The sequence below is a fragment of the Polaromonas vacuolata genome (assembly GCF_012584515.1).
GTDB lineage: Bacteria > Pseudomonadota > Gammaproteobacteria > Burkholderiales > Burkholderiaceae_C > Polaromonas > Polaromonas vacuolata.
Map to the genome: position 1 here is coordinate 552,648 of NZ_CP051461.1, position 22,161 is coordinate 574,808.

The following is a 22,161-nucleotide window of genomic DNA, read 5'->3' on the forward strand; positions in this document are numbered from 1 at the left end:
AGTCCGGGCTTTTTTACCTTCAGGCCTCTGGCGTACCCAATACTTGCTGGAGTTCGCCGTTTTGGTACATCTCCATCATGATGTCAGAGCCGCCCACAAACTCACCCTTGACGTAAAGCTGGGGAATGGTTGGCCAGTTGCTGTATTCCTTAATGCCGTGGCGAATTTCTTCGTCTTCCAGCACGTTGACAGTAGCTGGTTTGGCTACGCCGCAGGCTTTGAGAACTTGAATCGCTTTGCCGGAAAAGCCGCATTGTGGGAACTGGGCAGTGCCCTTCATGAACAGCACGACGTCGCTGGATTTGACGATTTGGTCTATGCGTTGTTGGGTCTCTTGAGTCATGTGCTTGTCCTTTGAAAGTTTTGTCTGGCTTTTGATGTCGGCTAAGCCAGAGCTAGGTAAATAGAATCGATTAAACCGATTGCAATGTAATCATTATCGAGGGCTTTGTAAGGTCTTGTTTTACAACGGCCAACGGCCTCCGGAACAACGTGTAATTCCGGCTAGATCTTTGCGGCCTTGCACCTGCTCATAACCGCGTTGCACTAAGAGTGCCAGTACCCGCTCGGCTTGGTCGTAGCCGTGCTCTAGCAGCAGCCATCCACCCGGCGTCAGGCAGTCGGGCGCTTGTGCAATGATTTGCCTAATATCGTCCAGTCCGTCTTTTCCTGCGCTTAGCGCTTGACGCGGTTCATGCCTTAAGGCGCGCAAATGTGGGTCGGCGTCTTCGATATAAGGCGGGTTGCTCACAATCATCTCGAACTTATCCGTGATTTCCTCTAGCCAATTACTGCGCACGAATTGCAGACTTAAACCCAATTTGAGCGCATTGGCTTTTGCGACTTCTAGTGCGTCCACGCTGGCGTCTAGCGCAAACACTTCAATAGCTTTAAGACTGTGCGCAAGGGCCAGCGCGATCGCGCCGCTACCGGTTCCTAGGTCTATGATTTTGATGGACTTATCGTTACGCTGGGCGAGTAAATCCAGTGCCCATTCGACCAGCGTCTCAGTGTCTGGCCTAGGCACCAGCACGCGCGCATCGCATAGCAGCGCTAATCCAAAAAACTCTTTCTCGCCGACGATGTAGGCCAGTGGTTCGTCGTCTGCTCGGCGTTGGCAAAAGTCAGCATAGTTTTGCGCCGCCGCTGCGCTTAGGGTTTGATCGTCATGGGCTAGCAACCAAGCTCTTTCATGGCTCTGGCGGCCCAACGTATGCAGCAGTAATAACTGCGCGTCCAAGCGAGGCAAGCCTTGCGCTGTAGCCTGGTCCAAGGCTTGCATCAGGGTAAGTGACGGTGGCATGGCTTAGTTTTGTACCGTGCTTTCTAGCTCGGCAAGTTGTTCCGCGCCACGCGCGACTTGCAAGGCCGTCAGCACATCGCCCAAGTCGCCCTCCATGATGGTCAGCAGCTTGTACAGCGTCAGGTTGATGCGGTGATCTGTGAGCCGACCTTGCGGGAAGTTGTAGGTGCGGATTCGATCGCTGCGGTCGCCGCTGCCGACCAGACCTTTACGCATGGCTGCATCTTTGGCAGCGCGCTCGGCGCGGTCTTTCTCGACGATGCGGGCGGATAGTACCTGCAGTGCTTTGGCTTTGTTGCGGTGCTGGCTGCGGTCATCTTGGCATTCGGCGACTATGCCAGTTGGCAGGTGGGTGACGCGCACGGCAGAGTCGGTCTTGTTGATGTGCTGACCGCCGGCGCCGCTGGCCCGGTAGGTGTCTATGCGTAAATCGGCCGGATTAATCAGTATCGCCACTGCCTCGTCGGGCTCTGGTAAGACGGCTACAGTGCAGGCGCTGGTATGTATGCGTCCTTGGGTTTCGGTACTGGGTACGCGCTGCACACGGTGGCCGCCAGACTCAAACCTGAGCTTGCCGTAAACGCCCACGCCGTGCGCATCTGGGCTGCCGTCCACGCGCAGCACGACTTCTTTGTAGCCGCCTAATTCGCTGGCCGATTCACTGATGATCTCGCAGCGCCAGCCCATGCGTTCGGCATAACGGGTGTAGAGACGAAATAAGTCGCCTGCAAACAGGGCTGATTCGTCGCCACCGGTGCCGGCGCGAATTTCGATAAACGCCGGTCTGGCGTCGTCGGGGTCCTTGGGTATCAGCATCAGTTGCAGACCGTCATCGATGCTGGCAATGTCGGCTTTAGCCGCGGCGATTTCTTCTTCTGCCATTTGCGCCATCTCAGGATCGGCTTTGGCTTCTGCCAGCATTTCCTGCGCGCCGGCCAGATCAGCCTCGCGAGCGGTGAGCAGGCGGTATTGATCGGCCACCACGCTGGACTCGGCGTGTTCGCGTGTCAGCGATCTGAAGCGGTTTAAGTCGCTGACCACATCGCTGGCCGAGAGCAATGCATCGAGCTCGTGCAGGCGTAGCAGCGTGCGGTCTAGGGTTTGGCGTAGAAAAGGTTTCATGGCGGGCGGTGTCGAAGTGGCGGATCACAAGAAAAATCCGGTGTGTGCCGGACGCAATAAGGCAGGGCGGCAGGCAGTCCTGCACGCGGCGCTAATGTTGCTTGTCTTGTCCGCTAGTCAACGGCGCGTTGCGTAAAAATAGCCGCGAAACCGTTTGCGCTGTGGCGGCACGACTGTCAGCATCGCCGGTGTGCAGCTCGGCCATAGTGCCGTGCAACATTTTTTGCGTTAGCCCGCGGCTTAGCGCTTCGAGTACTGCTTCAACCGGCTCGCCTCTAGCCAGCATTTTTTTGGCGCGGGCAATTTCATGGTCGCGCCACTCTTCTGCTTGGGCGTTGATTTGCTGAATCAATGGCACAGTGCCGCGCTGGTCTAGCCAGTGCATGAAGTTTTGCACACCGGCGTCAATAATCACCTCGGCTTGAGCGACGGCTGCTTGGCGGCTGTCTTTGCCGCTTTGGACGACTTGGGCCAAGTCATCGACGGTGTAGAGGTAGATGTCGGGTAAATCCTTGACTTCGGGCTCTATGTCGCGCGGCACGGCCAAGTCGACCATGAACATCGGTTTGCGTTTACGCAGTTTGACGGCGCGCTCTACTGCCCCCAGACCAATGATTGGCAGTGTGCTGGCGGTGCAGCTAATGACCGCATCAAACTCGTGCAAGCGGCTGGGTAGATCAGCTAGACGCATGACTTGTGCGCCGAAACGCGCGGCAAGTAGCTCGCCGCGTTCCAGTGTGCGATTGGCTATCGTCATGGATTTGGGGTTTTTGGCGGCAAAGTGCGTAGCCGCCAGATCAATCATTTCGCCAGCACCGACAAACAAAACCTTGATGTCGCCCAAGTCTTCAAACAATTGACTGGCTAGCCGTACTGCGGCCGCGGCCATGCTGATGCTGTGCTCGCCGATTTCGGTACTGCTGCGTACTTCCTTGGCGACGGCAAAAGAGCGCTGAAACAACTGGTGCAGGGTTGACCCCATCGCGCCAGCGTCTTCGGCGGCGCGTACTGCATCTTTCATCTGGCCTAGGATTTGGGGCTCGCCGAGCACCATGGAGTCCAGTCCGCTGGCGACGCGAAAAGCGTGGCGTGCGGCTTGGTCACCTTTGAGTGCGTAGGTGTGTGAGCGTAGCAAGTCCGGTGATACGCCGCCGCTGTGGGCCAGCCACTCTAGGGTTTGCGCCACGTCTTCTGAGCTAGCTTGTTTGCCCGCGCAATAAATCTCGGTGCGGTTGCAGGTCGAGAGTATGGTGGCCTCGGTTTGGCGCGCCCAGGTCGAGCGTAAGCCTTTCAAAGTTGGCGCCATTTGCTCTACTGAAAAAGCAAATCGTCCACGCAAATCCAGCGGTGCGGTGTGATGGTTTAGCCCAAGGGCCCAGACTGACATTTGCTCATTATAAAATTGAAGTGCTGTTTGCGACGCCCAAAGCTTAAATCAGCCGTATAGTTTTTTTAAATCGTCCACAAACTTCTTGCATGACCGCTTATCTGCTTATCAATCACTTGCTTAATTTTCTGGCTCCAGTCGCGGCTCTCGCACTCATGGTGGTGTTGATGACAAGAATTTTTTACCGCAGCTCTAAACAGAAAAGACACGCAAAAATCGGTCCGGGCCGACAGCTGTTAATTGTTTTTGCTGTCAATTTGACATTTTTTACGGCCGGTTTACTGCTCTTTGGCAGCGACGCAAGAATGCTGAGCTACTTCGCGATGGCGCTAGGCTCGGCGGCTTGCTTGTGGCGTTTTGTTCGGGCTTGATAGAGCTTGTTAGGCTCAAACGGCGGGGTTAAACAAGTCCAGTCTGTCTGTGATGATGCCGTCTGTGCCAAGAGCTTGCAGCCGTATCACCACCGCTTGGTCGTTGACGGTGTAGCTCAAGGTCTTAAAGCCTGCGGCCTTGGCCTTGCCTACGCTGCTTTCGTCCCACAGCAGGTAGTTGCAAATCACCGCCACACAGCCCAGACGCTGGGCAAGCGCCACCCAATCCGGCGTGAGTTTATGCAGCAGCAATCCGCGCGGCAGCTGCGGCTGCGCCTTCTGTGCCGCTTCCAGTGAAGCGACTTGAAAAGAGGTGAGCAGCGGCGGCGTGACGGCGTTTTTCCATAGCGCAGCGGCGGCGTTGGCTACGGCGCTGCCGGTGATCGCTTCCAAGCCTGGCGACGGCTTGATCTCGATGTTGAGAAAAAAATCGTTTTTTAAACAGTATTGGGCTACGCCCTCAAAGCTAGGCAAGGCCTCGCCTTTGAAGGCTGGTGAGTGCCAGCTGCCCGCGTCTAGTTGAGACAAGGCCGCCCAATTTTGAGCGCGTGCCTCGCCGCTGCCGCTGCTGGTGCGCTCTAGCGTGCTGTCATGCAGCAAAAACAAAACATCGTCGGCGCTGAGTTTGACGTCGCATTCAAACATCTTGTAGCCCAGTGCGGCGCCGGCTTTAAAGGCTGCCAGTGTATTTTCTGGTGCTAACTTGCCGGCGCCGCGGTGGGCTATCCAGCGGGGGTAGGGCCAGTTTTTTGTCATCATGTTGAGATTCTCTGTCCGCTGCTGGAATCAAACCAGTGCAGTCTGTCGGTGCGTGGCGCTAAGTGCAGGGTTTGGCCGATTTCGGGCGCTTTTGAGACGCTCTCGTCAGTACGCACAGTCAGGCGTTCTTCACCTAAGCGGCAGTAAACCAAGCGCTCGGCGCCCAGCATTTCTACCGTCTCGACGATGGCCGGCCAGCCGCTGTTGGCAACTTGCAGATGTTCTGGCCGTATGCCGAGAATGGCGCCAGCCGGGCCGCCAAAGTCGGCGTTCGGCGCGGCGCTGAGTAAGTTCATCGGCGGTGAGCCCATAAAGCTGGCGACAAAGGTGGTGGCGGGCTGGTGGTAGACCTCCTCAGGCGTGCCGAACTGCTCCATGCGCCCGGCATTCATGACCATCATGCGCTGGGCCAGCGTCATGGCCTCGACTTGGTCATGGGTCACAAACAGCGAGGTAATGCCTAGCTCACGGTGCAGTTTTTGAATTTCAAGCCGGGTTTGCACACGCAGTTTGGCGTCAAGATTAGACAGCGGCTCGTCAAACAAAAACACCTGGGGCTGGCGCACTATGGCCCGACCCATGGCCACGCGCTGACGCTGACCGCCCGAAAGTTCTCGGGGCTTGCGCTCAAGCAGTGCGCTGAGTTCTAGGATTTGCGCTGCCTTGTCGACCCGCGCTTTGATCTCTATGGTCGGCAGTTTGGCAATCTTCAAACCATAGGCCATGTTTTCAAACACGCTCATGTGTGGATAGAGCGCGTAGTTCTGAAACACCATGGCAATGTCGCGCTTGGCGGGTTCCAAGTCGTTCACTTTTTTCCCGCCAATCAAGATGTTGCCTTCGGTGACTTCTTCTAGGCCTGCCACCATACGCAGCAGCGTGGATTTGCCGCAACCCGACGGGCCGACTATGACCACGAATTCGCCATCCTTTATATCTACGCTCACGCCGTGCAGCACCTGCACCTCGGTTTTTTTCGAGGCGTAGCGTTTGACAATTTTTTCCAGAGTAATCGATGACATAGCTTTGCTTTTTCTCACTTATTTTTCGGTGTCGACCAGGCCTTTGACAAACCAACGCTGCATCAATACCACCACTAATGTCGGTGGCAGCATGGCCAGAATCACGGTCGCCATGACGATGTTCCACTCGTTGCCGCCTTCGCCGCCGGCGATCATGCGTTTAATGCCAATGACTACCGGATACATGTCCTCGCTAGTAGTGGCCAGTAGCGGCCACAGATATTGATTCCAGCCATAAATGAACTGGATCACGAACAGCGCGGCAATCGTGGTCTTGGACAGGGGTAGCAAAATATCCCAGAAAAAACGCATAGGGCCAGCGCCATCCATGCGCGCGGCTTCCAGCATTTCCTCGGGCACGGTTAGAAAAAATTGGCGAAACAAAAAAGTTGCGGTGGCCGACGCAATCAGCGGAATCGTCAAACCTGAAAAACTGTTCAGCATGCCCAGATCGGCGACGACTTGGTAAGTCGGTCCAATCCGTACTTCCACTGGCAGCATCAAGGTGATGAAGATGGACCAGAAGAAAAAGCCTTTAAAGGGAAAGCGGAAGTAGACGATGGCAAACGCCGACAGCAGCGAAATCGAAATCTTGCCGAAGGCGATGATGAGGGCCGTGACCAGACTGACCCAAAGCATGCGGCCGACGGGTGCGTTCGAGCCGGCGCCGCCGCCGTTGCCTAACAGCGCGGCTTTATAGGTTTCCCAAAAGTGACTACCTGGCAGCAGCGTCATTGGTGTTTGCGCTACCTCTTGAGCGGTGTGAGTAGAGGCAATAAAGGCCAGGTAGACCGGAAAGGCCACCACCACAATGCCCAGTATCAGTAGCAAATGGACTAACAGGCCGAGTAAGGGACGGCGCTCAACCATGGTTGACTTTCGCTGCTGGCGTTTTCATGCGTAATTGACTTTCTTCTCAACGTAGCGGAACTGGAATACGGTTAGCGCAATAACTATGACCATTAAAACGACTGATTGCGCCGCCGAGCCGCCCAAGTCCATGGCTTTAAAGCCGTCGTAGTAAACCTTGTAGACCAGCGTAGAGGTGTCGCGCCCCGGCCCGCCGTGAGTGGTCGCGTCAATAATGGCGAAGGTATCAAAAAACGCGTAGACCAAGTTAATCACTAAGAGGAAAAACGTAGTCGGTGAGAGCAGTGGAAACTGAATGCTGGTAAAACGCTTCCACGGCCCGGCGCCGTCTATCGCGGCCGCTTCTATTAGCGACTTAGGGATAGATTGCAGGCCAGCGACAAAAAACAAAAAGTTGTAAGAGACCTGTTTCCATACCGCCGCCGAGACGATAAGTCCCATGGCGTGATTCGAGTTGAGCAGGTAGTCGGTCTGAAAGCCTATCGACTGGGCCAGCCAGTAAGACACTATGCCCAAGGACGGCGAGAACATAAAAATCCACAACACGCCAGCGACGGCGGGTGCTACTGCGTAAGGCACTATCAGCAGCGTGCGGTAAAACAGCGCGCCCTTGATGATGCGGTCGGCCAGAACCGCCAGCATTAAAGACACGCCAATTCCGATGGTTGCGACCAAGGTCGAGAAGACGGCGGTGGTTTTAAACGATTCAAGATAGCCGGAGTCTGAAAATAGCGCCTTGAAGTTATCCAAGCCTACCCACTCAGTAGACAGGCCGAACGGGTCTTGCAATTGAAAAGATTGCAGCAAGGCTTGGCCGGCTGGCCAGAAAAAAAACACCGTGATGATGCAAAACTGCGGCGCTAGCAGCAGCCAGGGCAGCCAGGTCGACTTGAACAGAACGCGCTTTTCCATGGTGCTAAAGCTACTCCGGCTGGATAAATAAAATAAAAAATGGGCAAGCAGCCGTGTTGTTTGCCACTTGCCTTGAACCTCGTGTTGTGTCCATGCCTTACCCATGCATGACCGCTGTCCGACTTATGACTTGTTGGCTTTTTCGAACTTTTCGAGTTGCTCGTTGCCGCGTCTGACCGCATCGTCCAGCGCCTGTTTTGGCTCTTTTTTGCCGGCCCAGATTTGTTCGGTTTCTTCGTCGATGATGGTGCGTATCTGTACGAAATTGCCCAAACGAATGCCGCGCGATTTGTCAGTGGTTTTACGAATCATCTGCTGCACGGCGACGTCGGTGCCTGGAAACTGCTTGTAATAACCAGACTTCTCGGTCAACTCATAGGCCGCAGTGGTGATGGGCAGATAACCCGTGCGCTTGTGGCTGGCTGACTGCACTTCTGGGCTGGAGAGGTATTTAAAGAACTGGGCCACGCCTTTGTATTCCGCCGGTTTTTTACCCGCCATTACCCAAAGACTGGCACCACCGATAGCCGTGTTTTGCGGTGCGCCGGCTACGTCTGGGTAGTAAGGCAAGGGTGCAAGGCCATAGGCAAATTTGGCATTTTTACTCACGTCGGCGTAAGAGCCGGATGAGCCGGTGAACATCGCGCATTCGCCAGAAACAAAGCTGGGTACTGAAACGCTGGCGCGACCTTTGTAGACAAACAAGCCCTGTTTAGACATGTTGGCAAGGTTTTCAAAGTGACGCAGATGCAGTGGCGAGTTAAAGGTCAGACGCGCGCTGTTGCCACCAAAACCGTTGTTTTGGGTCGCGAACAAGACGTTGTGCCAGGTCGAAAAACTCTCTAGCTGCACCCAGCTCATCCAGCTGGTGGTGTAAGGGCATTTGGAGCCAGACGCCTTGAGTTTGGCGGCGGCGGCTACCACTTCAGGCCAAGTGCTTGGCGCTTTGTTGGGGTCTAGGCCAGCAGCTTTAAAGGCGTCTTTGTTGTAGTAAAAAATCGTTGTCGAACTGTTGAACGGAAACGACAGCATCTGGCCGTTCGCTGCCGTGTAATAACCCGCAACCGCTGGCACGTAAGACTTGGGGTCAAAGGCGACGCCGCTTTCCTTCATGACTTCGGCAACCGGCTTGATTGCGCCCTTGGCGGCCATCATGGTGGCGGTGCCGACTTCAAATACTTGCAAAATATGTGGCGCATTGCCGGCCCGAAAGGCTGCCGTGGCAGTGGCCATGGACTCGTCGTAATTGCCCTTGAAGGTGGGCACGACTTTGTAGTCTTTTTGGCTGTCGTTGAACTGCTTGGCTTGGTCGTTAACCCATTCATTGAGCCCGCCCGTCATGGAGTGCCACCACTGAATCTCGGTCTGGGCCTGGCTGATGATGGGCAGGCACAAAGTGACGGCGGCTAGGGCCGTGGCGGCAAAACGGTTTTTCATGAAGGCTGTCTCCGAGGAAAAGTTGGATCAAGTTTACAAAAGTTAACCATCAAGTTTAGAGCGCGATTGTGACAGTCTTGCGCAAGCTTTACGCATTGGCGTTGTGGCGTGTATTTCCTCCTTTTTTTGAGGCAATACCCCTGCGCTTCTCGCCAGTTTTTTTCAAAGTAAAATGTTTCGCTCTTGCACAGAAGTGGTCGGGCATATTTTTGCGCTGGCCCAGCCATCCCAAAAAGCCACGATGAACGCACCCACCACACTCGAAGAATTAAATGTTTTTGCGCCCTATGCAGCACATGACGAAGTGCGCATTCGCGAAATCCCTTACAACTACACCTCTTTTTCTGATCGTGAAGTGGTCACCCGTCTACTGGGCGTACGCGCATGGGACTTGCTCAATGAGCTGCGTGGTGAGCGCCGCACTGGCCGCTCGGCGCGTATGTTGTACGAAGTCTTGGGCGACATTTGGGTAGTGCAGCGCAACCCTTACTTGCAAGACGATTTGTTAGATAACCCCAAGCGCCGCAAGTTGCTGGTCGAGGCTTTGCAACACCGTCTCGGCGAAGTCGAAAAACGTCGCACACCAGACATCGATATCCAACGCGATGCCATAGTTGTAGAACTACTGAATGCGGCCCGGGCTGCGGTTAGCCGCTTTTCTGACTCTTTTGAATCCATGGCTAAGTTGCGCCGCCAGACCGAGCGTCAACTGGGCAAACTCACGCTTAAAGACAACATCAAGTTTGATGGCTTGTCGCGCGTATCCCATGTCACTGACGCCACCGACTGGCGCGTCGAGTACCCGTTTGTTGTCCTCACCCCGGATACTGAAGTTGAGATGGCCGGTCTGGTCAAAGGCTGTATCGATTTAGGCTTGACCATAGTGCCACGCGGCGGCGGCACGGGTTACACCGGCGGCGCGATTCCATTGACTTGGAAATCAGCCGTCATCAACACCGAAAAACTCGAAGCCATGACCGAGGTTGAGATGGTTTCCCTGCCCGGTCTGGCCGAGCCAGTTGCCACTGTTTGGACCGAAGCCGGTGTGGTCACCCAGCGTGTGGCCGATGCGGCTGAGCGCGGCGGTTATGTGTTTGCGGTCGACCCCACCTCTGCCGAAGCCTCTTGCATAGGCGGCAATATCGCCATGAATGCGGGCGGTAAAAAGGCTGTGCTGTGGGGCACGGCGCTGGATAACTTGGCTTCTTGGCGCATGGTCACGCCAGATTCGCAGTGGCTGGAAGTCACGCGTATCAACCACAATCTGGGCAAGATTCATGATGCTGAAATGGCCAGTTTTGAGCTCAAGTACTTTGAGGCCGACGGCAAAAAACTGCTGCGCACCGAGCAGCTCGACATTCCCGGTAATCGCTTTCGTAAAGAAGGCTTGGGCAAAGACGTTACCGACAAATTTCTAAGCGGCTTGCCCGGGATTCAAAAAGAAGGCTGCGACGGCTTAATTACCAGCGCCCGCTGGATTGTTCACCGCATGCCGGTCCACACGCGCACGGTTTGCATGGAGTTTTTTGGCAATGCCAAAGACGCCGTGCCCAGCATTGTGGAGATCAAAGACTTTATGTTTGCCGAGCAAAAGCGCAGCCAAGCGCTGGGCTCGCCGGTATTGCTCGCCGGGCTAGAGCATTTAGACGACCGCTATCTTCGCGCTGTCGGCTACGCTACCAAATCCAAACGCGGTGGTCTGCCTAAGATGGTCTTGATTGGCGATATCGCCGGTGACGATGCTGACGCTGTGGCCAGAGCCACCAGCGAAGTGGTGCGAATTGCCAACTCCCGCAATGGCGAAGGCTTTATCGCTATCAGCCCTGAAGCGCGTAAAAAGTTCTGGCTAGACCGTAAGAAAACCGCCGCTATCTCGCGCCACACCAATGCCTTCAAGATAAATGAAGACGTGGTCATTCCCCTGCCGCGCATGGCTGAATACACCGATGGCATTGAGCGCATTAATATCGAATTGAGCCTGGCCAACAAGATCAAGCTTTGCGATGCGCTAGATACGTTTTTCCGCAAAGGCAATTTGCCACTCGGCAAAGCCGACGACGCGAATGAAATCGCCTCGCCTGAAGTCTTTGAAGACCGCGTCAGCCATGCGTTGACGCTGGTCGCCGGCGTGCGCACGCTTTGGGCTGGCTGGCTGCTAGACGTGGACAGCTTGTTCCCACAATTACAAGATCACTCGCTGCGCGCGAGCTGGAAGACGCAGCTGCGCGAGCCGCTGCAAGCGATTTTCACCGGCTCAGCCTTTGCGCCACTGCTGGCCGAATGCACGGCTATTCACAAACGCGTGCTCAAGGGTCGGGTTTGGGCGGCTCTGCACATGCATGCGGGTGACGGCAATGTGCATACCAATTTGCCGGTCAATAGCGATGACTACGAGATGCTTAAAAGCGCCCATGAAGCGGTGGCCCGAATCATGCAATTGGCCCGATCGCTAGACGGTGTGATTTCTGGTGAGCACGGCATTGGGATTACAAAATTAGAATTTTTGACCGATGCTGAACTGCAGCCGTTTGCCGACTACAAAGCTAGGATTGATCCAGAAGGTCGCTTTAACAAAGGCAAACTTTTGCGCGCCGCACCAGTCGCCGCGTCTGATGTTGCGGGCCCGCCCAAGCAATTGCTGTCCGATTTGACGAATGCTTACACGCCAAGTTTTGGCTTGATGGGTCATGAGTCGCTGATCATGCAGCAGTCCGATATTGGTGCGATTGCCGACAGCGTGAAAGATTGCCTGCGCTGCGGCAAGTGCAAGCCGGTTTGCGCCACCCACGTGCCGCGGGCGAATTTGCTTTACAGCCCGCGCAACAAAATTCTGGCCACCTCGCTCTTGGTCGAAGCGTTTCTTTATGAAGAGCAAACCAGACGCGGCGTGAGCATTAAGCACTGGCAAGAATTTGAAGATGTGGCCGATCACTGCACTGTCTGCCATAAATGTTTGACACCTTGTCCGGTGGATATTGACTTCGGTGAAGTCTCCATGAATATGCGTAATTTGCTGCGCAAAATGGGACAAAAGAGCTTTAGGCCGGGTAACGCAGTGGCCATGTTTTTCCTCAATGCCACGAATCCGCAGACGATTAAATTCATGCGCTCGGCCATGGTTGATGTGGGTTTCAAAGCCCAGCGTCTGGCCAATGATTTGCTACGCCGCGTTGCCCGCAAACAAACCTCCAAGCCCCGCGCCACTGTGGGTGCGGCGCCAATTAAAGAGCAGGTGATTCACTTCATCAATAAAAAAATGCCGGGTGGCTTACCGAAAAAGAGTGCGCGTGCGCTGCTAGACATCGAAGACAAAGACTACGTGCCCATCATCCGGAACCCCAAAACCACCACGTCTGAGACCGAAGCGGTGTTTTACTTCCCCGGCTGCGGCTCCGAGCGATTGTTCAGCCAAGTCGGCTTAGCCACTCAAGCCATGCTCTGGCATGCGGGTGTGCAAACGGTATTGCCGCCTGGCTATTTGTGCTGTGGCTATCCGCAGCGCGGCAGCGGTGAGTTTGATAAAGCCGACAAAATCATCACCGACAACCGAGTGCTGTTTCACCGTGTGGCGAACACGCTCAATTACTTGGACATTAAAACCGTGGTGGTCAGTTGCGGTACCTGTTATGACCAGTTGCAAAACTACGAGTTCGACAAGATATTTCCGGGCTGCCGCATCATAGACATCCATGAATACTTGCTGGAGAAAAACATCACCTTGAACACCGGTAAAGGCTATCTTTATCACGACCCTTGCCACAGTCCTATGAAACTGCAAGAGCCTATGAAGACAGTCAAAGCGCTGATGGGCGACAACATTCTCAAGAACGAAAGCTGCTGCGGCGAGTCCGGCACATTAGGTGTAACCCGACCTGATATCTCTACCCAAATCCGTTTTCGCAAGGAAGAAAAGCTGCTTGAAGGCGAAGCCAAGCTGCGCGCCAGCGGCGCTTTGGGTGAGCATGAAAACGTCAAAATTCTCACCAGCTGCCCTAGCTGTTTGCAAGGCTTGTCACGCTTTGGCGATGACATGAAAAACGGATTGCTAGAAGCTGACTACATCGTCGTCGAGATGGCTAATCAGATACTGGGCAAGGACTGGATGCCCGAGTACGTAGCCTCGGCCAATCGTGGCGGCATAGAACGTGTGCTGGTCTAAACCAGCAACTCAAGAAAGGTATTTTTTATGGCAGGTCTTAAAACCGATTCACCCACCCCAACCGCGCTGACGGTGCACAGCCAGTCGCGTCTTTTAGAAGTGGCGTTTTCTGATGGTATGGAATTTAAAATTCCGTTCGAGCTGATGCGCGTGTATTCGCCTTCAGCCGAAGTCCAGGGCCATGGCCCGGGCCAAGAAATTTTGCAGACTGGTAAGCGCGAAGTCGGTGTGGTGGCGTTAGAGCCCATAGGCAATTACGCGGTCAAGCCGGTTTTTTCTGATGGCCATGAAAGTGGGATTTTCTCTTGGGACTACCTCTACCATTTGGGCGCAAATCAGACCGAACTCTGGGCAGATTACACCGGCAGATTAAGCCAAGCCGGCGTCTCCCGCGATGCCCCTATGTCGGGTAAAAAAGGCGGGGCTTGCGCCAGTCACTAAGACTTACGCGGCGTAACAGTGAAAACTGTTGTTTTAACCGTTTAATTGCTTTCAATGCCCTGTCAAAACGAAGGGTTGTCGCCCTTGAAAATGGGCTTTCCAACTTAATATAAATCCCATGAGCAGTACACACTTTGGTTTTGAATCCGTCGACGAGCAGGACAAGGCGCGCCGCGTGCGCGGTGTGTTCGATTCCGTCGCGCCCAAGTACGACCTCATGAATGACTTAATGTCAGCCGGCATGCACCGTGCTTGGAAGGCCTATACCGTCATGGTGGCCAACGTCAAACCGGGTCAACGTGTGCTCGACATTGCGGGCGGCACTGGCGACTTGGCTATGGCGTTTGCGCCTTTGGTCGGCGCCACGGGTCAGGTGGTGCACACCGATATCAACCAAGCCATGCTTGGCGAAGGCCGCAACCGTCTGCTCGATGCCGGCTTAAGCCTGCCAACAGTGGCTTGTGATGCCGAGCATCTGCCATTTAAAGATGGCTATTTTGATCTGGTGACAGTCGCTTTTGGTTTGCGCAATATGACGCACAAGGACGGCGCGCTGGCAGAAATGAATCGCGTGATTAAGCCCGGCGGCAAGCTGCTGGTGCTGGAGTTTTCAAAAGTCGCCAAGCCACTGGAAAAGTTTTACGACTGGTATTCGTTCAAAGTGCTGCCGCGTTTGGGCAAGTTAGTGGCTAACGACGACAGCAGTTATCAGTATTTAGCCGAGTCGATTCGCATGCATCCGAGTCAGCAGGAATTAAAGGCCTTGATGCACACCGCTGGCTTTGGCCATGTGGACTATCACAACATGGCTGCTGGCGTAGTGGCTTTGCATGTCGGGATCAAGTGCTAAAAAGAAGTTTGCAGCTGAAAAATTAAACCTGCGGGGCGTGCAGCCCGCTATTGGAGACCAAATGACCTTAATGAAAAATTCTCGATTTATTGCTATGTTTTTTACTGCTTTGTTTGCTTTGACGCTGGTGTTTGCCAGCGCCAGTGCAGACGCAAGGCGCTTAGGCGGTGGCGGCTCCTTCGGCAAACAGTCGCCTAATGTGACGCGCCAAGCTGCGCCGCCAAGCAATACGGGTGCCGCTGGTGCAACCGCAGCGGCTGCACCACGCCGTCCCTTTGGCGCTATGTTGGGCGGTTTGGCTGCTGGTCTGGGCTTGGCTTGGTTAGCTTCGTCGCTGGGCTTGGGCGGTGCTTTCGGCCAAATCATCATGTTTGCTTTGTTGGCAGTGGCTGTGATGCTGCTGGTGAGTTTTGTGATGCGCAAAATCAGAGCTAATCAAGGCAATGGCAATGGCAACAACAGTGGCAATAGAAACGGCAATTACGCGTTTCAAAGCCCCGCCAATGCCAGTACGCCGCAATCTTACAAACCAGAAAACGTCGGTAACGACGCATCTGCCCGTCCTTGGGAAGGCGCTAACACCGCGTTTGATGCAAAAAATACGGCCGGTGCTGCCGGTGGTTCCATGATTGGTTCCGCTCTCGGTGGTTCACAAAACTGGGGTGTGCCGGCTGGTTTTGATGCCGATGGTTTTCTCAAAGCCTGCAAAGCTAACTTCATCACTTTGCAAGATTCTTGGGATAAGTCAGACCTCATCAGCTTGCGCGCCATGATGACTGACGACATGCTGAGCGAAATCAGAACCCAATTGACCGATCGCAGCTCGCACTCTGGTGCCGGTGCTAACAAGACTGACGTTGCCATGCTAGAGGCGCAATTGCTGGGCATTGAGGAACTCTCCGACAGCTATATGGCCAGCGTAGAGTTCTCTGGCATGATCCGCGAAGATGCCGCCGCCAGTGCGACGCCATTCCGTGAAGTCTGGAACATGACTAAAGCCAAAACCGGTGGTGGCTGGTTGGTCGCTGGTGTTCAAGCACTGCAATAAAAACCAATTAGCCTTCTATTGGCCCCGTTTCTAAGACGGCGCCATTTATCCGTCAAAATCGGGGTCGTATGAATACTACGACCCCGCTTTCATTTTTGCAGTCCCTCGCCAGCCGTCTCCAGCCACCCGCATGGGTGGTGGACGAGGCCCAACAGCGCTTGGTACTTTTTCTAAACCATGTCTTGATGCAGGAAAAACAAGCGCAAGAGCGCTTAGCGCGCAAAAAAGGAAGCGTCATCAAACTCAGTTGGGGTATGTTTGACGCTAGCCTTTTAATCACGCCTGCCGGACTTCTTGACCGTGCGGCGGCTGGCGCTAAACCCGACCTCAGCGTTGCCATTTCAGTCGACTCTCCCGCTACCTTGCTGCAGTCTGTGCTGGCTGGCAAGGCGCCGCCGGTGAAGATTGATGGCGATGTTCAGTTAGCAGCCGAGCTCGGCTGGCTGGCTGAAAACCTGCGCTGGGATGCAGAAGAAGACCTGTCCCGTCTACTCGGCGATGTGCCTGCACATGCACTGGCCGATGCCGGTCGCCGCTTGGCTGCTGGCCTGAAACAATTTCTCGCCTCCGGTCCTCTTTCTGCTAGCGGCGGTCGCGGCATGGAAAAGGCCTCTCAATGAGTCGTCTTTTTCGCGGTGTTTTCATTGTCTGGACAGTACTTCGCTTTGGACTTGATGAGTTGGTGTTGTCGGGCTTTGAAAAGCCTTGGATACGCCTTTTGCGCCGCATCGTCTCGACCGGCCGCAACCTGAGTGCACCGCGCGGTGAGCGGCTGCGCTTGGCGCTAGAAAGCTTAGGTCCTATTTTTGTGAAGTTTGGCCAAGTCATGTCAACCCGGCGTGATCTTTTGCCGCCTGATGTCGCGGATGAATTGATGCGGCTACAAGACCGCGTACCGCCGTTTGACTCCGGCGTTGCGGTGACCATCATAGAGAAATCTTTTGGTCGACCACTGGACCAAATTTTCGCTAGCTTTGACCACACGCCAATTGCCAGTGCGTCAATTGCACAAGTCCACTTTGCTGTCTTACCCGGTGGCCGCGAGGTGGCGGTCAAGGTGCTGCGGCCGAATATGCGGCCAGCGATCGAGAAAGACTTGGCGCTCATGGGCATGATGGCCGGTTGGGTCGAACGCTCATCTGCCGATGGCAAACGCCTCAAGCCACGCGAAGTGGTCGCTGAGTTTGACAAATATCTGCACGATGAACTCGACTTGCTGCGCGAAGCGGCCAACGCCGCCCAGTTGCGCCGCAACATGCAAGACTTGGATTTGGTCATGATTCCCGAGATGGTTTGGGATTTCTGCCGAACCGATGTGATGGTGATGCAGCGCATGAAGGGCGTGCCGATTAGCCAGATTCAGCGCCTGCGCGATGCTGGCGTTGACATGAAAAAACTCGCTGTCGACGGTGTCACGCTATTTTTCACACAAGTCTTTAGAGATGGTTTTTTTCATGCCGACATGCATCCCGGCAATATTCAGGTCAGCTTAGAACCCGCTACCTTTGGCCGTTATATCTCGCTGGACTTCGGCATTGTTGGTACGCTGACCGAGACCGATAAAGAGTATTTGGCGCAAAACTTCAGCGCCTTTTTCCGCCGCGACTATAAGCGCGTGGCCGAGCTGCACATTGAATCTGGCTGGGTTCCTCAGACTACCCGTGTCGATGAGTTAGAAGCGGCTATTCGCGCCTGCTGCGAGCCGTATTTTGATAGGCCTCTAAAAGAAATCTCGCTGGGCATGGTCTTGATGCGTTTGTTTCAAACCTCAAGGCGTTTTCATGTTGAGATACAGCCGCAGTTGGTGTTGTTGCAAAAAACCTTACTCAATATCGAAGGCTTGGGCCGCGACCTTGATCCCGATCTGGACTTGTGGAGCACGGCTAGACCGTTTCTTGAAAAGTGGATGCTAGACCAAGTCGGCCCCGCCAAATTGCTGGCTCAGCTCAAGGCCGAAGCGCCAGGTTACGCCAAGTTATTGCCGGCCTTGCCGCGGCTGCTGGCGGAGTTTCTCAAACAACGCCCGGACAACAACGCACGTGAGTTGCGTGCTTTGCTCGTCGAGCAAAAGCGCACCAATACACTGCTACAAAGTCTGGTCTACGGCGGGGTAGGTTTCCTGCTCGGCCTGCTGGCCATGCAGGTGTTGACGCGCGTGAGTATTTTCTGATCTGTCAGCCGGTGTTTTAGAAATACGCAAAGTCTATAATTTGCGTTTTGTCTCCGGCTGTTTTGCCCGGAGCCGCCCCTTTCAAAACCTTCAAGCCTTATGCCTATTTACGCTTACAAATGCGAGTCCTGCGGGCATGCCAAAGATGTGCTGCAGAAAATGTCAGATCCCCTGTTGACGGTTTGCCCTGAATGCGGCGAGTCAGCTTTTAAAAAGCAACTCACTTCAGCCGGTTTCCAGCTCAAAGGTTCGGGCTGGTATGTGACTGACTTTCGCGGCGACAAGCCGTCATCAGACGCTGGCGATACGTCCAAAACCGGTAAACCAGCCGACGCCGCTGCACCGGCTGCGGCTGCGCCCGCTAGCGTCGCAGCCAGTCCTACGACCAGCGCTGCGCCAAGTCCTGCCGCTGCACCGGCTGCATCCAGCTCGGTTTCCAGCACCGCTTCAAGCAAAGGCAGCAGCTGATGACAGCCATACGCAAGTGGCTGTTCGCCGGCTTGTTGGTGTTGGTGCCTTTGGCCATCACAGTCTGGGTGCTGAACTGGGTCGTGGTCACGCTAGACCAGACGCTGCAGATATTGCCGGGTAACTGGCATCCCGACAAACTGCTGGGCTTTCATATTCCTGGCTTTGGCGTTTTGCTGGCTTTGTTTATTGTGCTCACGATAGGCGCTATCGCGAGTAATTTTCTAGGCAAAAAGCTGGTTAGCGTTTGGGATTTGATGCTTAACCGCATACCTATTGTTCGCTCTATCTACTCCAGCGTTAAGCAGGTTTCTGACACGCTGTTTTCAGAAAATGGCAATGCCTTTCGCAAGGCTTTGCTAGTGCAGTGGCCGCGCGAAGGTGTCTGGACCATAGGTTTTCTGACGGGCGCCCCAGGCGGTGACGTGATTAACCACTTGGTCGGCGATTACATCAGCGTTTATGTGCCGACCACGCCGAACCCCACTGGCGGCTACTTCGTGATGCTCAAGCGCAGCGACTGCGTTGAGCTCAAGATGAGCGTTGATGAGGCGCTGACGTATGTGATTTCTATGGGCGTTGTAGTGCCCGGTAGTGGCGCTTTTTACAAGCCCAAATAGCGGTTCAGGCAACCGTTTTTCTTCCTCTCTCGGTCAGTCGCTTGCAATGACAAACGGCTGGCCAACTGTTTAACTTTTAATGTGAATCCAATTATGTCCATGGCTACTTCCAAAATGCGTTCCCACTACAGCGGTCTGGTGACCGAGGCCTTGATGGGCCAAAGCGTGAGCCTGTGCGGTTGGGTGAATCGTCGGCGTGACCATGGCGGTGTGATTTTTGTTGACCTGCGCGACCGTGAAGGCTATGTGCAAATCGTTTGCGATCCGGATCGCGCTGATACCTTTGCCGTTGCCGAAGGCGTGCGCAATGAGTTTTGTGTGCAGGTCAAAGGCATTGTGCGGGCCCGCCCCGAAGGCACGGTTAACGATGGTCTGAAAAGCGGCAAGATTGAAGTGCTGTGTCACGAGATGATTGTGCTCAACGCCAGCGTGACGCCGCCGTTTCAGCTCGATGACGACAACCTGTCTGAAACCACGCGTTTGACGCACCGCGTGCTCGACTTGCGCCGCCCCTACATGCAAAACAACCTGATGCTGCGCTACCGCGTGGCGATGGAGACGCGCAAGTTTCTCGACAGCAACGGTTTCATCGACATAGAAACACCCATGCTCACCAAGAGCACACCCGAAGGCGCGCGCGATTACTTAGTCCCAAGCCGCGTCAACGAAGGCAACTTTTTTGCCTTGCCGCAAAGCCCGCAATTGTTCAAACAGCTTTTGATGGTCGCCGGTTTTGACCGCTACTACCAAATCACCAAATGCTTTCGCGACGAAGACTTGCGCGCCGATCGCCAACCAGAATTCACGCAGATTGATATTGAGACGTCCTTCATGGGCGAGCAAGAAATCCGCGACATGTTCCAAGGCATGATTAGCAACATTTTCAAAACCGTGTTGACAACTGACTTGGGTGACTTCCCGGTCATGGCTTACGCCGACACCATGCACCGCTTCGGCTCGGATAAACCCGACCTGCGCGTGAGTCTTGAATTTACCGAACTCACCGACGTGATGGCCAGCGTTGACTTCAAAGTCTTTAGCACCCCAGCGACTACACCGGGTGGCCGTGTCGTCGGTCTGCGTGTGCCGGGCGGTGCCGAGATGACTCGCGGTGAGATCGACGGCTATACCGAATTCGTCAAGATTTACGGCGCCAAAGGCTTGGCTTGGATCAAGGTCAACGAAGTTGCCAAGGGCCGTGAGGGCTTGCAAAGCCCAGTCGTGAAAAACCTTAACGATGAAGCGATTGCCGAGATTTTGCTGCGCACTGGCGCGCAAAACGGCGACATTATTTTCTTTGGTGCCGACAAGGCCAAGGTGGTTAACGACAGCATTGGCGCGCTGCGCTTGAAAATTGGCCTGAGCCCGTTTGGCAAAAAGTCCGGCATCTTTACCGCCGGCTGGAAGCCACTTTGGGTGGTGGACTTCCCGATGTTCGAGCATGACGAAGCCAATCAGCGCTGGAGCGCGGTGCATCATCCCTTTACCGCGCCAAAAGACGGCCATGAGGACTGGATGGACACCGATCCCGGTAAGTGCATCGCTAAGGCTTACGACATGGTTCTCAATGGCTGGGAGTTGGGCGGCGGATCAGTACGTATTCACCAAGCTGCGGTGCAAAACAAAGTCTTTAGCGCGCTCAAAATTGGCCCGGACGAAGCGCAAGAAAAGTTTGGCTTCCTGCTCGATGCGCTGCAATACGGCGCACCACCGCACGGTGGTTTGGCTTTTGGTCTGGACCGCATCGTCACCATGATGACGGGCGCAGAGTCGATTCGCGACGTGATTGCTTTCCCCAAGACCCAGCGCGCTCAATGTTTGCTCACGCAAGCGCCAAGCCCGGTCGATGAGAAACAGTTGCGCGAATTGCATATCCGCCTGCGTAACCCGCAGCCAGAGTAAGCGTGGGCAGCACGCATTCGCTGCGTGTTGGCAGCACTTGAGTCATGCCGTTTGAGTCATGTCTTTAGCGCCGTCTTTGTCCAGCCCGCCCGAGCTTGAGTTGCTCCAAGGCGGGGAAGAATTTTTCCCGGCTCTGATCGCCGCGATAGACGGCGCTGCCCAGTGGGTCCAATTTGAGACCTATATTTTTGATTTGCACGGCGCAGGCGCACTGGTGGCAGAGTCTTTGATACGTGCTGCTAGCCGCGGCGTGACGGTACAGGTTTTAGTCGACGGCATCGGTACCGAGCCCATCAGTCAAGTCTGGCAAAAAAAGTTCAGCGCCAGCGGCATTGCGTGGTGTGTGTATTCGCCGTTGGCTGCTGGTTTGGGTGGTTTTGGGATTTTGGTGCCGGATCGTTGGCGTCGGCTGCACCGCAAACTTTGCGTGGTCGATCAACGGCTTTTGTTTTGCGGCGGCATTAATGTGCTGGACGATTTTTACGACCCTAATTATGGGGAGTTAGCGCATGCGCGCTTTGACTTTGCCCTCGCAGCAACTGGCCCGCTGGTAGCCGATGCGGTCGATGCCATGGCTTTGCTATGGTGGCGCGTACAGGCCGGCTATAGCGCACGCCAGCGGCATTTGAGTGCGGCCTGGGAGCGGGTTAAAGCCGCCGGCTATGGTGGCCGTGTGGATGCCTCTGCGTTATCGCCCGCCAAGCCCTCACGCGCAGGCCAGCGGCGTTTGGTGCCGCGGCCCGGCACCAAGGCCGTGCTGGTGCTGCGCGACAACCTTAGAAATCGCGGCAGCATAGAAAAAGCTTACCTGCGCGCCATCAACAACTCACGCCAAGAAATACTGATTGCGAATGCCTACTTTTTGCCCGGCGGCCGGCTAAGGCGTGCGCTGGTCAGAGCGGCCAAACGCGGCGTTAAGGTCACGCTGCTGCTGCAAGGACGCTACGAGTATTTCATGCAATACCATGCGGCCCGACCGGTATACGACAAGCTGCTCAGTGTTGGCATTGAACTGTATGAATATGAAAAAAGTTTTTTGCATGCCAAGGTCGCAGTGATCGACAGCCATTGGGCGACGGTGGGCTCGTCTAATCTTGATCCTTTGAGTTTGCTGCTCGCACGTGAGGCCAATGTGGTGGTTGAAGACGTGGCTTTTGCGACTGACTTGCGCACTCGGTTACTCGCCGCAATTGCCAGTCAAGGCCGGCGCATAGACGCTGTCACTTATTCCCAACGTCCACTTGGTCAACGCCTATTGGGCCGTATCGCTTACGCCTTGATGCGTTTAGCGATTTTCGTCACTGGTCAGCGTTATTAGGC

19 protein-coding genes are annotated in these 22,161 nt (G+C 54.9%); 10 read left to right on the top strand and 9 right to left on the bottom strand.

Annotated elements, in window-relative coordinates; translation table 11 throughout:
- Positions 1–19: 19 nt before the first annotated feature.
- From grxD to ugpB, 9 genes are all read right to left on the bottom strand, one after another.
- Complete coding sequence (gene grxD / locus HC248_RS02665; protein ID WP_168921148.1) at positions 20–343, bottom strand: Grx4 family monothiol glutaredoxin; 324 nt, start codon at positions 341–343, stop codon at positions 20–22.
- A 120-nt stretch (positions 344–463) separates the two neighbouring features.
- A complete protein-coding gene (gene prmC, locus HC248_RS02670; protein WP_168921149.1) occupies positions 464–1,303 on the bottom strand; it encodes a peptide chain release factor N(5)-glutamine methyltransferase in 840 nt (279 codons plus the stop codon).
- Positions 1,304–1,306: 3 nt separating this feature from the next.
- On the bottom strand, positions 1,307–2,425 hold the full coding sequence (gene prfA / locus HC248_RS02675) for a peptide chain release factor 1 (RefSeq protein ID WP_168921150.1): 1,119 nt from the start codon (positions 2,423–2,425) through the stop codon (positions 1,307–1,309).
- Positions 2,426–2,516: 91 nt separating this feature from the next.
- Positions 2,517–3,812 (bottom strand): glutamyl-tRNA reductase, encoded by a 1,296-nt coding sequence (gene hemA, locus HC248_RS02680; RefSeq protein WP_168921151.1) that lies wholly within the window; start codon positions 3,810–3,812, stop codon positions 2,517–2,519.
- Between the two features lie 386 nt (positions 3,813–4,198).
- Positions 4,199–4,942, bottom strand: a complete 744-nt coding sequence (gene ugpQ, locus HC248_RS02685; protein ID WP_168921152.1) for a glycerophosphodiester phosphodiesterase — start codon at positions 4,940–4,942, stop codon at positions 4,199–4,201.
- The gene (locus HC248_RS02690) at positions 4,939–5,964 is read right to left on the bottom strand and encodes a sn-glycerol-3-phosphate import ATP-binding protein UgpC (protein ID WP_168921153.1); all 1,026 of its coding nucleotides are present in this window, start codon (positions 5,962–5,964) and stop codon (positions 4,939–4,941) included. The genes ugpQ and HC248_RS02690 overlap by 4 nt, the downstream gene beginning before the upstream one ends.
- 18 nt (positions 5,965–5,982) lie before the next feature.
- Complete coding sequence (gene ugpE / locus HC248_RS02695) at positions 5,983–6,834, bottom strand: sn-glycerol-3-phosphate ABC transporter permease UgpE (RefSeq protein WP_168921154.1); 852 nt, start codon at positions 6,832–6,834, stop codon at positions 5,983–5,985.
- Positions 6,835–6,858: 24 nt separating this feature from the next.
- Positions 6,859–7,746 carry a sn-glycerol-3-phosphate ABC transporter permease UgpA gene (ugpA, locus tag HC248_RS02700; protein ID WP_168921155.1) on the bottom strand — a complete coding sequence of 296 codons (888 nt, stop codon included), beginning with the start codon at positions 7,744–7,746 and terminating at the stop codon, positions 6,859–6,861.
- A 123-nt stretch (positions 7,747–7,869) separates the two neighbouring features.
- A complete protein-coding gene (gene ugpB / locus HC248_RS02705; protein WP_168921156.1) occupies positions 7,870–9,183 on the bottom strand; it encodes a sn-glycerol-3-phosphate ABC transporter substrate-binding protein UgpB in 1,314 nt (437 codons plus the stop codon).
- 241 nt (positions 9,184–9,424) lie between these two features.
- On the opposite strand from ugpB, the gene HC248_RS02710 reads away from it, so the two are divergent.
- The 10 genes from HC248_RS02710 (at position 9,425) to clsB (ending at position 22,159) form a co-directional block, all read left to right on the top strand.
- Positions 9,425–13,342 carry a DUF3683 domain-containing protein gene (locus HC248_RS02710; RefSeq protein WP_168923630.1) on the top strand — a complete coding sequence of 1,306 codons (3,918 nt, stop codon included), beginning with the start codon at positions 9,425–9,427 and terminating at the stop codon, positions 13,340–13,342.
- A gap of 27 nt (positions 13,343–13,369) precedes the next feature.
- A complete protein-coding gene (locus tag HC248_RS02715; RefSeq protein WP_168921157.1) occupies positions 13,370–13,783 on the top strand; it encodes a gamma-butyrobetaine hydroxylase family protein in 414 nt (137 codons plus the stop codon).
- A gap of 118 nt (positions 13,784–13,901) precedes the next feature.
- Complete coding sequence (ubiE, locus tag HC248_RS02720) at positions 13,902–14,633, top strand: bifunctional demethylmenaquinone methyltransferase/2-methoxy-6-polyprenyl-1,4-benzoquinol methylase UbiE (protein WP_168921158.1); 732 nt, start codon at positions 13,902–13,904, stop codon at positions 14,631–14,633.
- A gap of 70 nt (positions 14,634–14,703) precedes the next feature.
- Positions 14,704–15,681: a Tim44 domain-containing protein gene (locus HC248_RS02725; protein ID WP_420371995.1), complete on the top strand. Its 978-nt coding sequence runs from the start codon at positions 14,704–14,706 to the stop codon at positions 15,679–15,681.
- A gap of 68 nt (positions 15,682–15,749) precedes the next feature.
- The gene (locus tag HC248_RS02730; protein WP_168921159.1) at positions 15,750–16,301 is read left to right on the top strand and encodes a hypothetical protein; all 552 of its coding nucleotides are present in this window, start codon (positions 15,750–15,752) and stop codon (positions 16,299–16,301) included.
- A complete protein-coding gene (gene ubiB / locus HC248_RS02735; protein ID WP_168921160.1) occupies positions 16,298–17,851 on the top strand; it encodes a ubiquinone biosynthesis regulatory protein kinase UbiB in 1,554 nt (517 codons plus the stop codon). The genes HC248_RS02730 and ubiB overlap by 4 nt, the downstream gene beginning before the upstream one ends.
- Before the next feature lie 99 nt (positions 17,852–17,950).
- On the top strand, positions 17,951–18,319 hold the full coding sequence (locus tag HC248_RS02740; protein WP_168921161.1) for an FmdB family zinc ribbon protein: 369 nt from the start codon (positions 17,951–17,953) through the stop codon (positions 18,317–18,319).
- A complete protein-coding gene (locus HC248_RS02745) occupies positions 18,319–18,939 on the top strand; it encodes a DUF502 domain-containing protein (RefSeq protein WP_168921162.1) in 621 nt (206 codons plus the stop codon). Before HC248_RS02740 ends, HC248_RS02745 begins: the two co-directional genes overlap by 1 nt.
- Before the next feature lie 99 nt (positions 18,940–19,038).
- On the top strand, positions 19,039–20,841 hold the full coding sequence (gene aspS, locus HC248_RS02750) for an aspartate--tRNA ligase (protein WP_168921163.1): 1,803 nt from the start codon (positions 19,039–19,041) through the stop codon (positions 20,839–20,841).
- A gap of 58 nt (positions 20,842–20,899) precedes the next feature.
- A complete protein-coding gene (gene clsB / locus HC248_RS02755) occupies positions 20,900–22,159 on the top strand; it encodes a cardiolipin synthase ClsB (RefSeq protein ID WP_168921164.1) in 1,260 nt (419 codons plus the stop codon).
- Positions 22,160–22,161 lie beyond the last annotated feature (2 nt).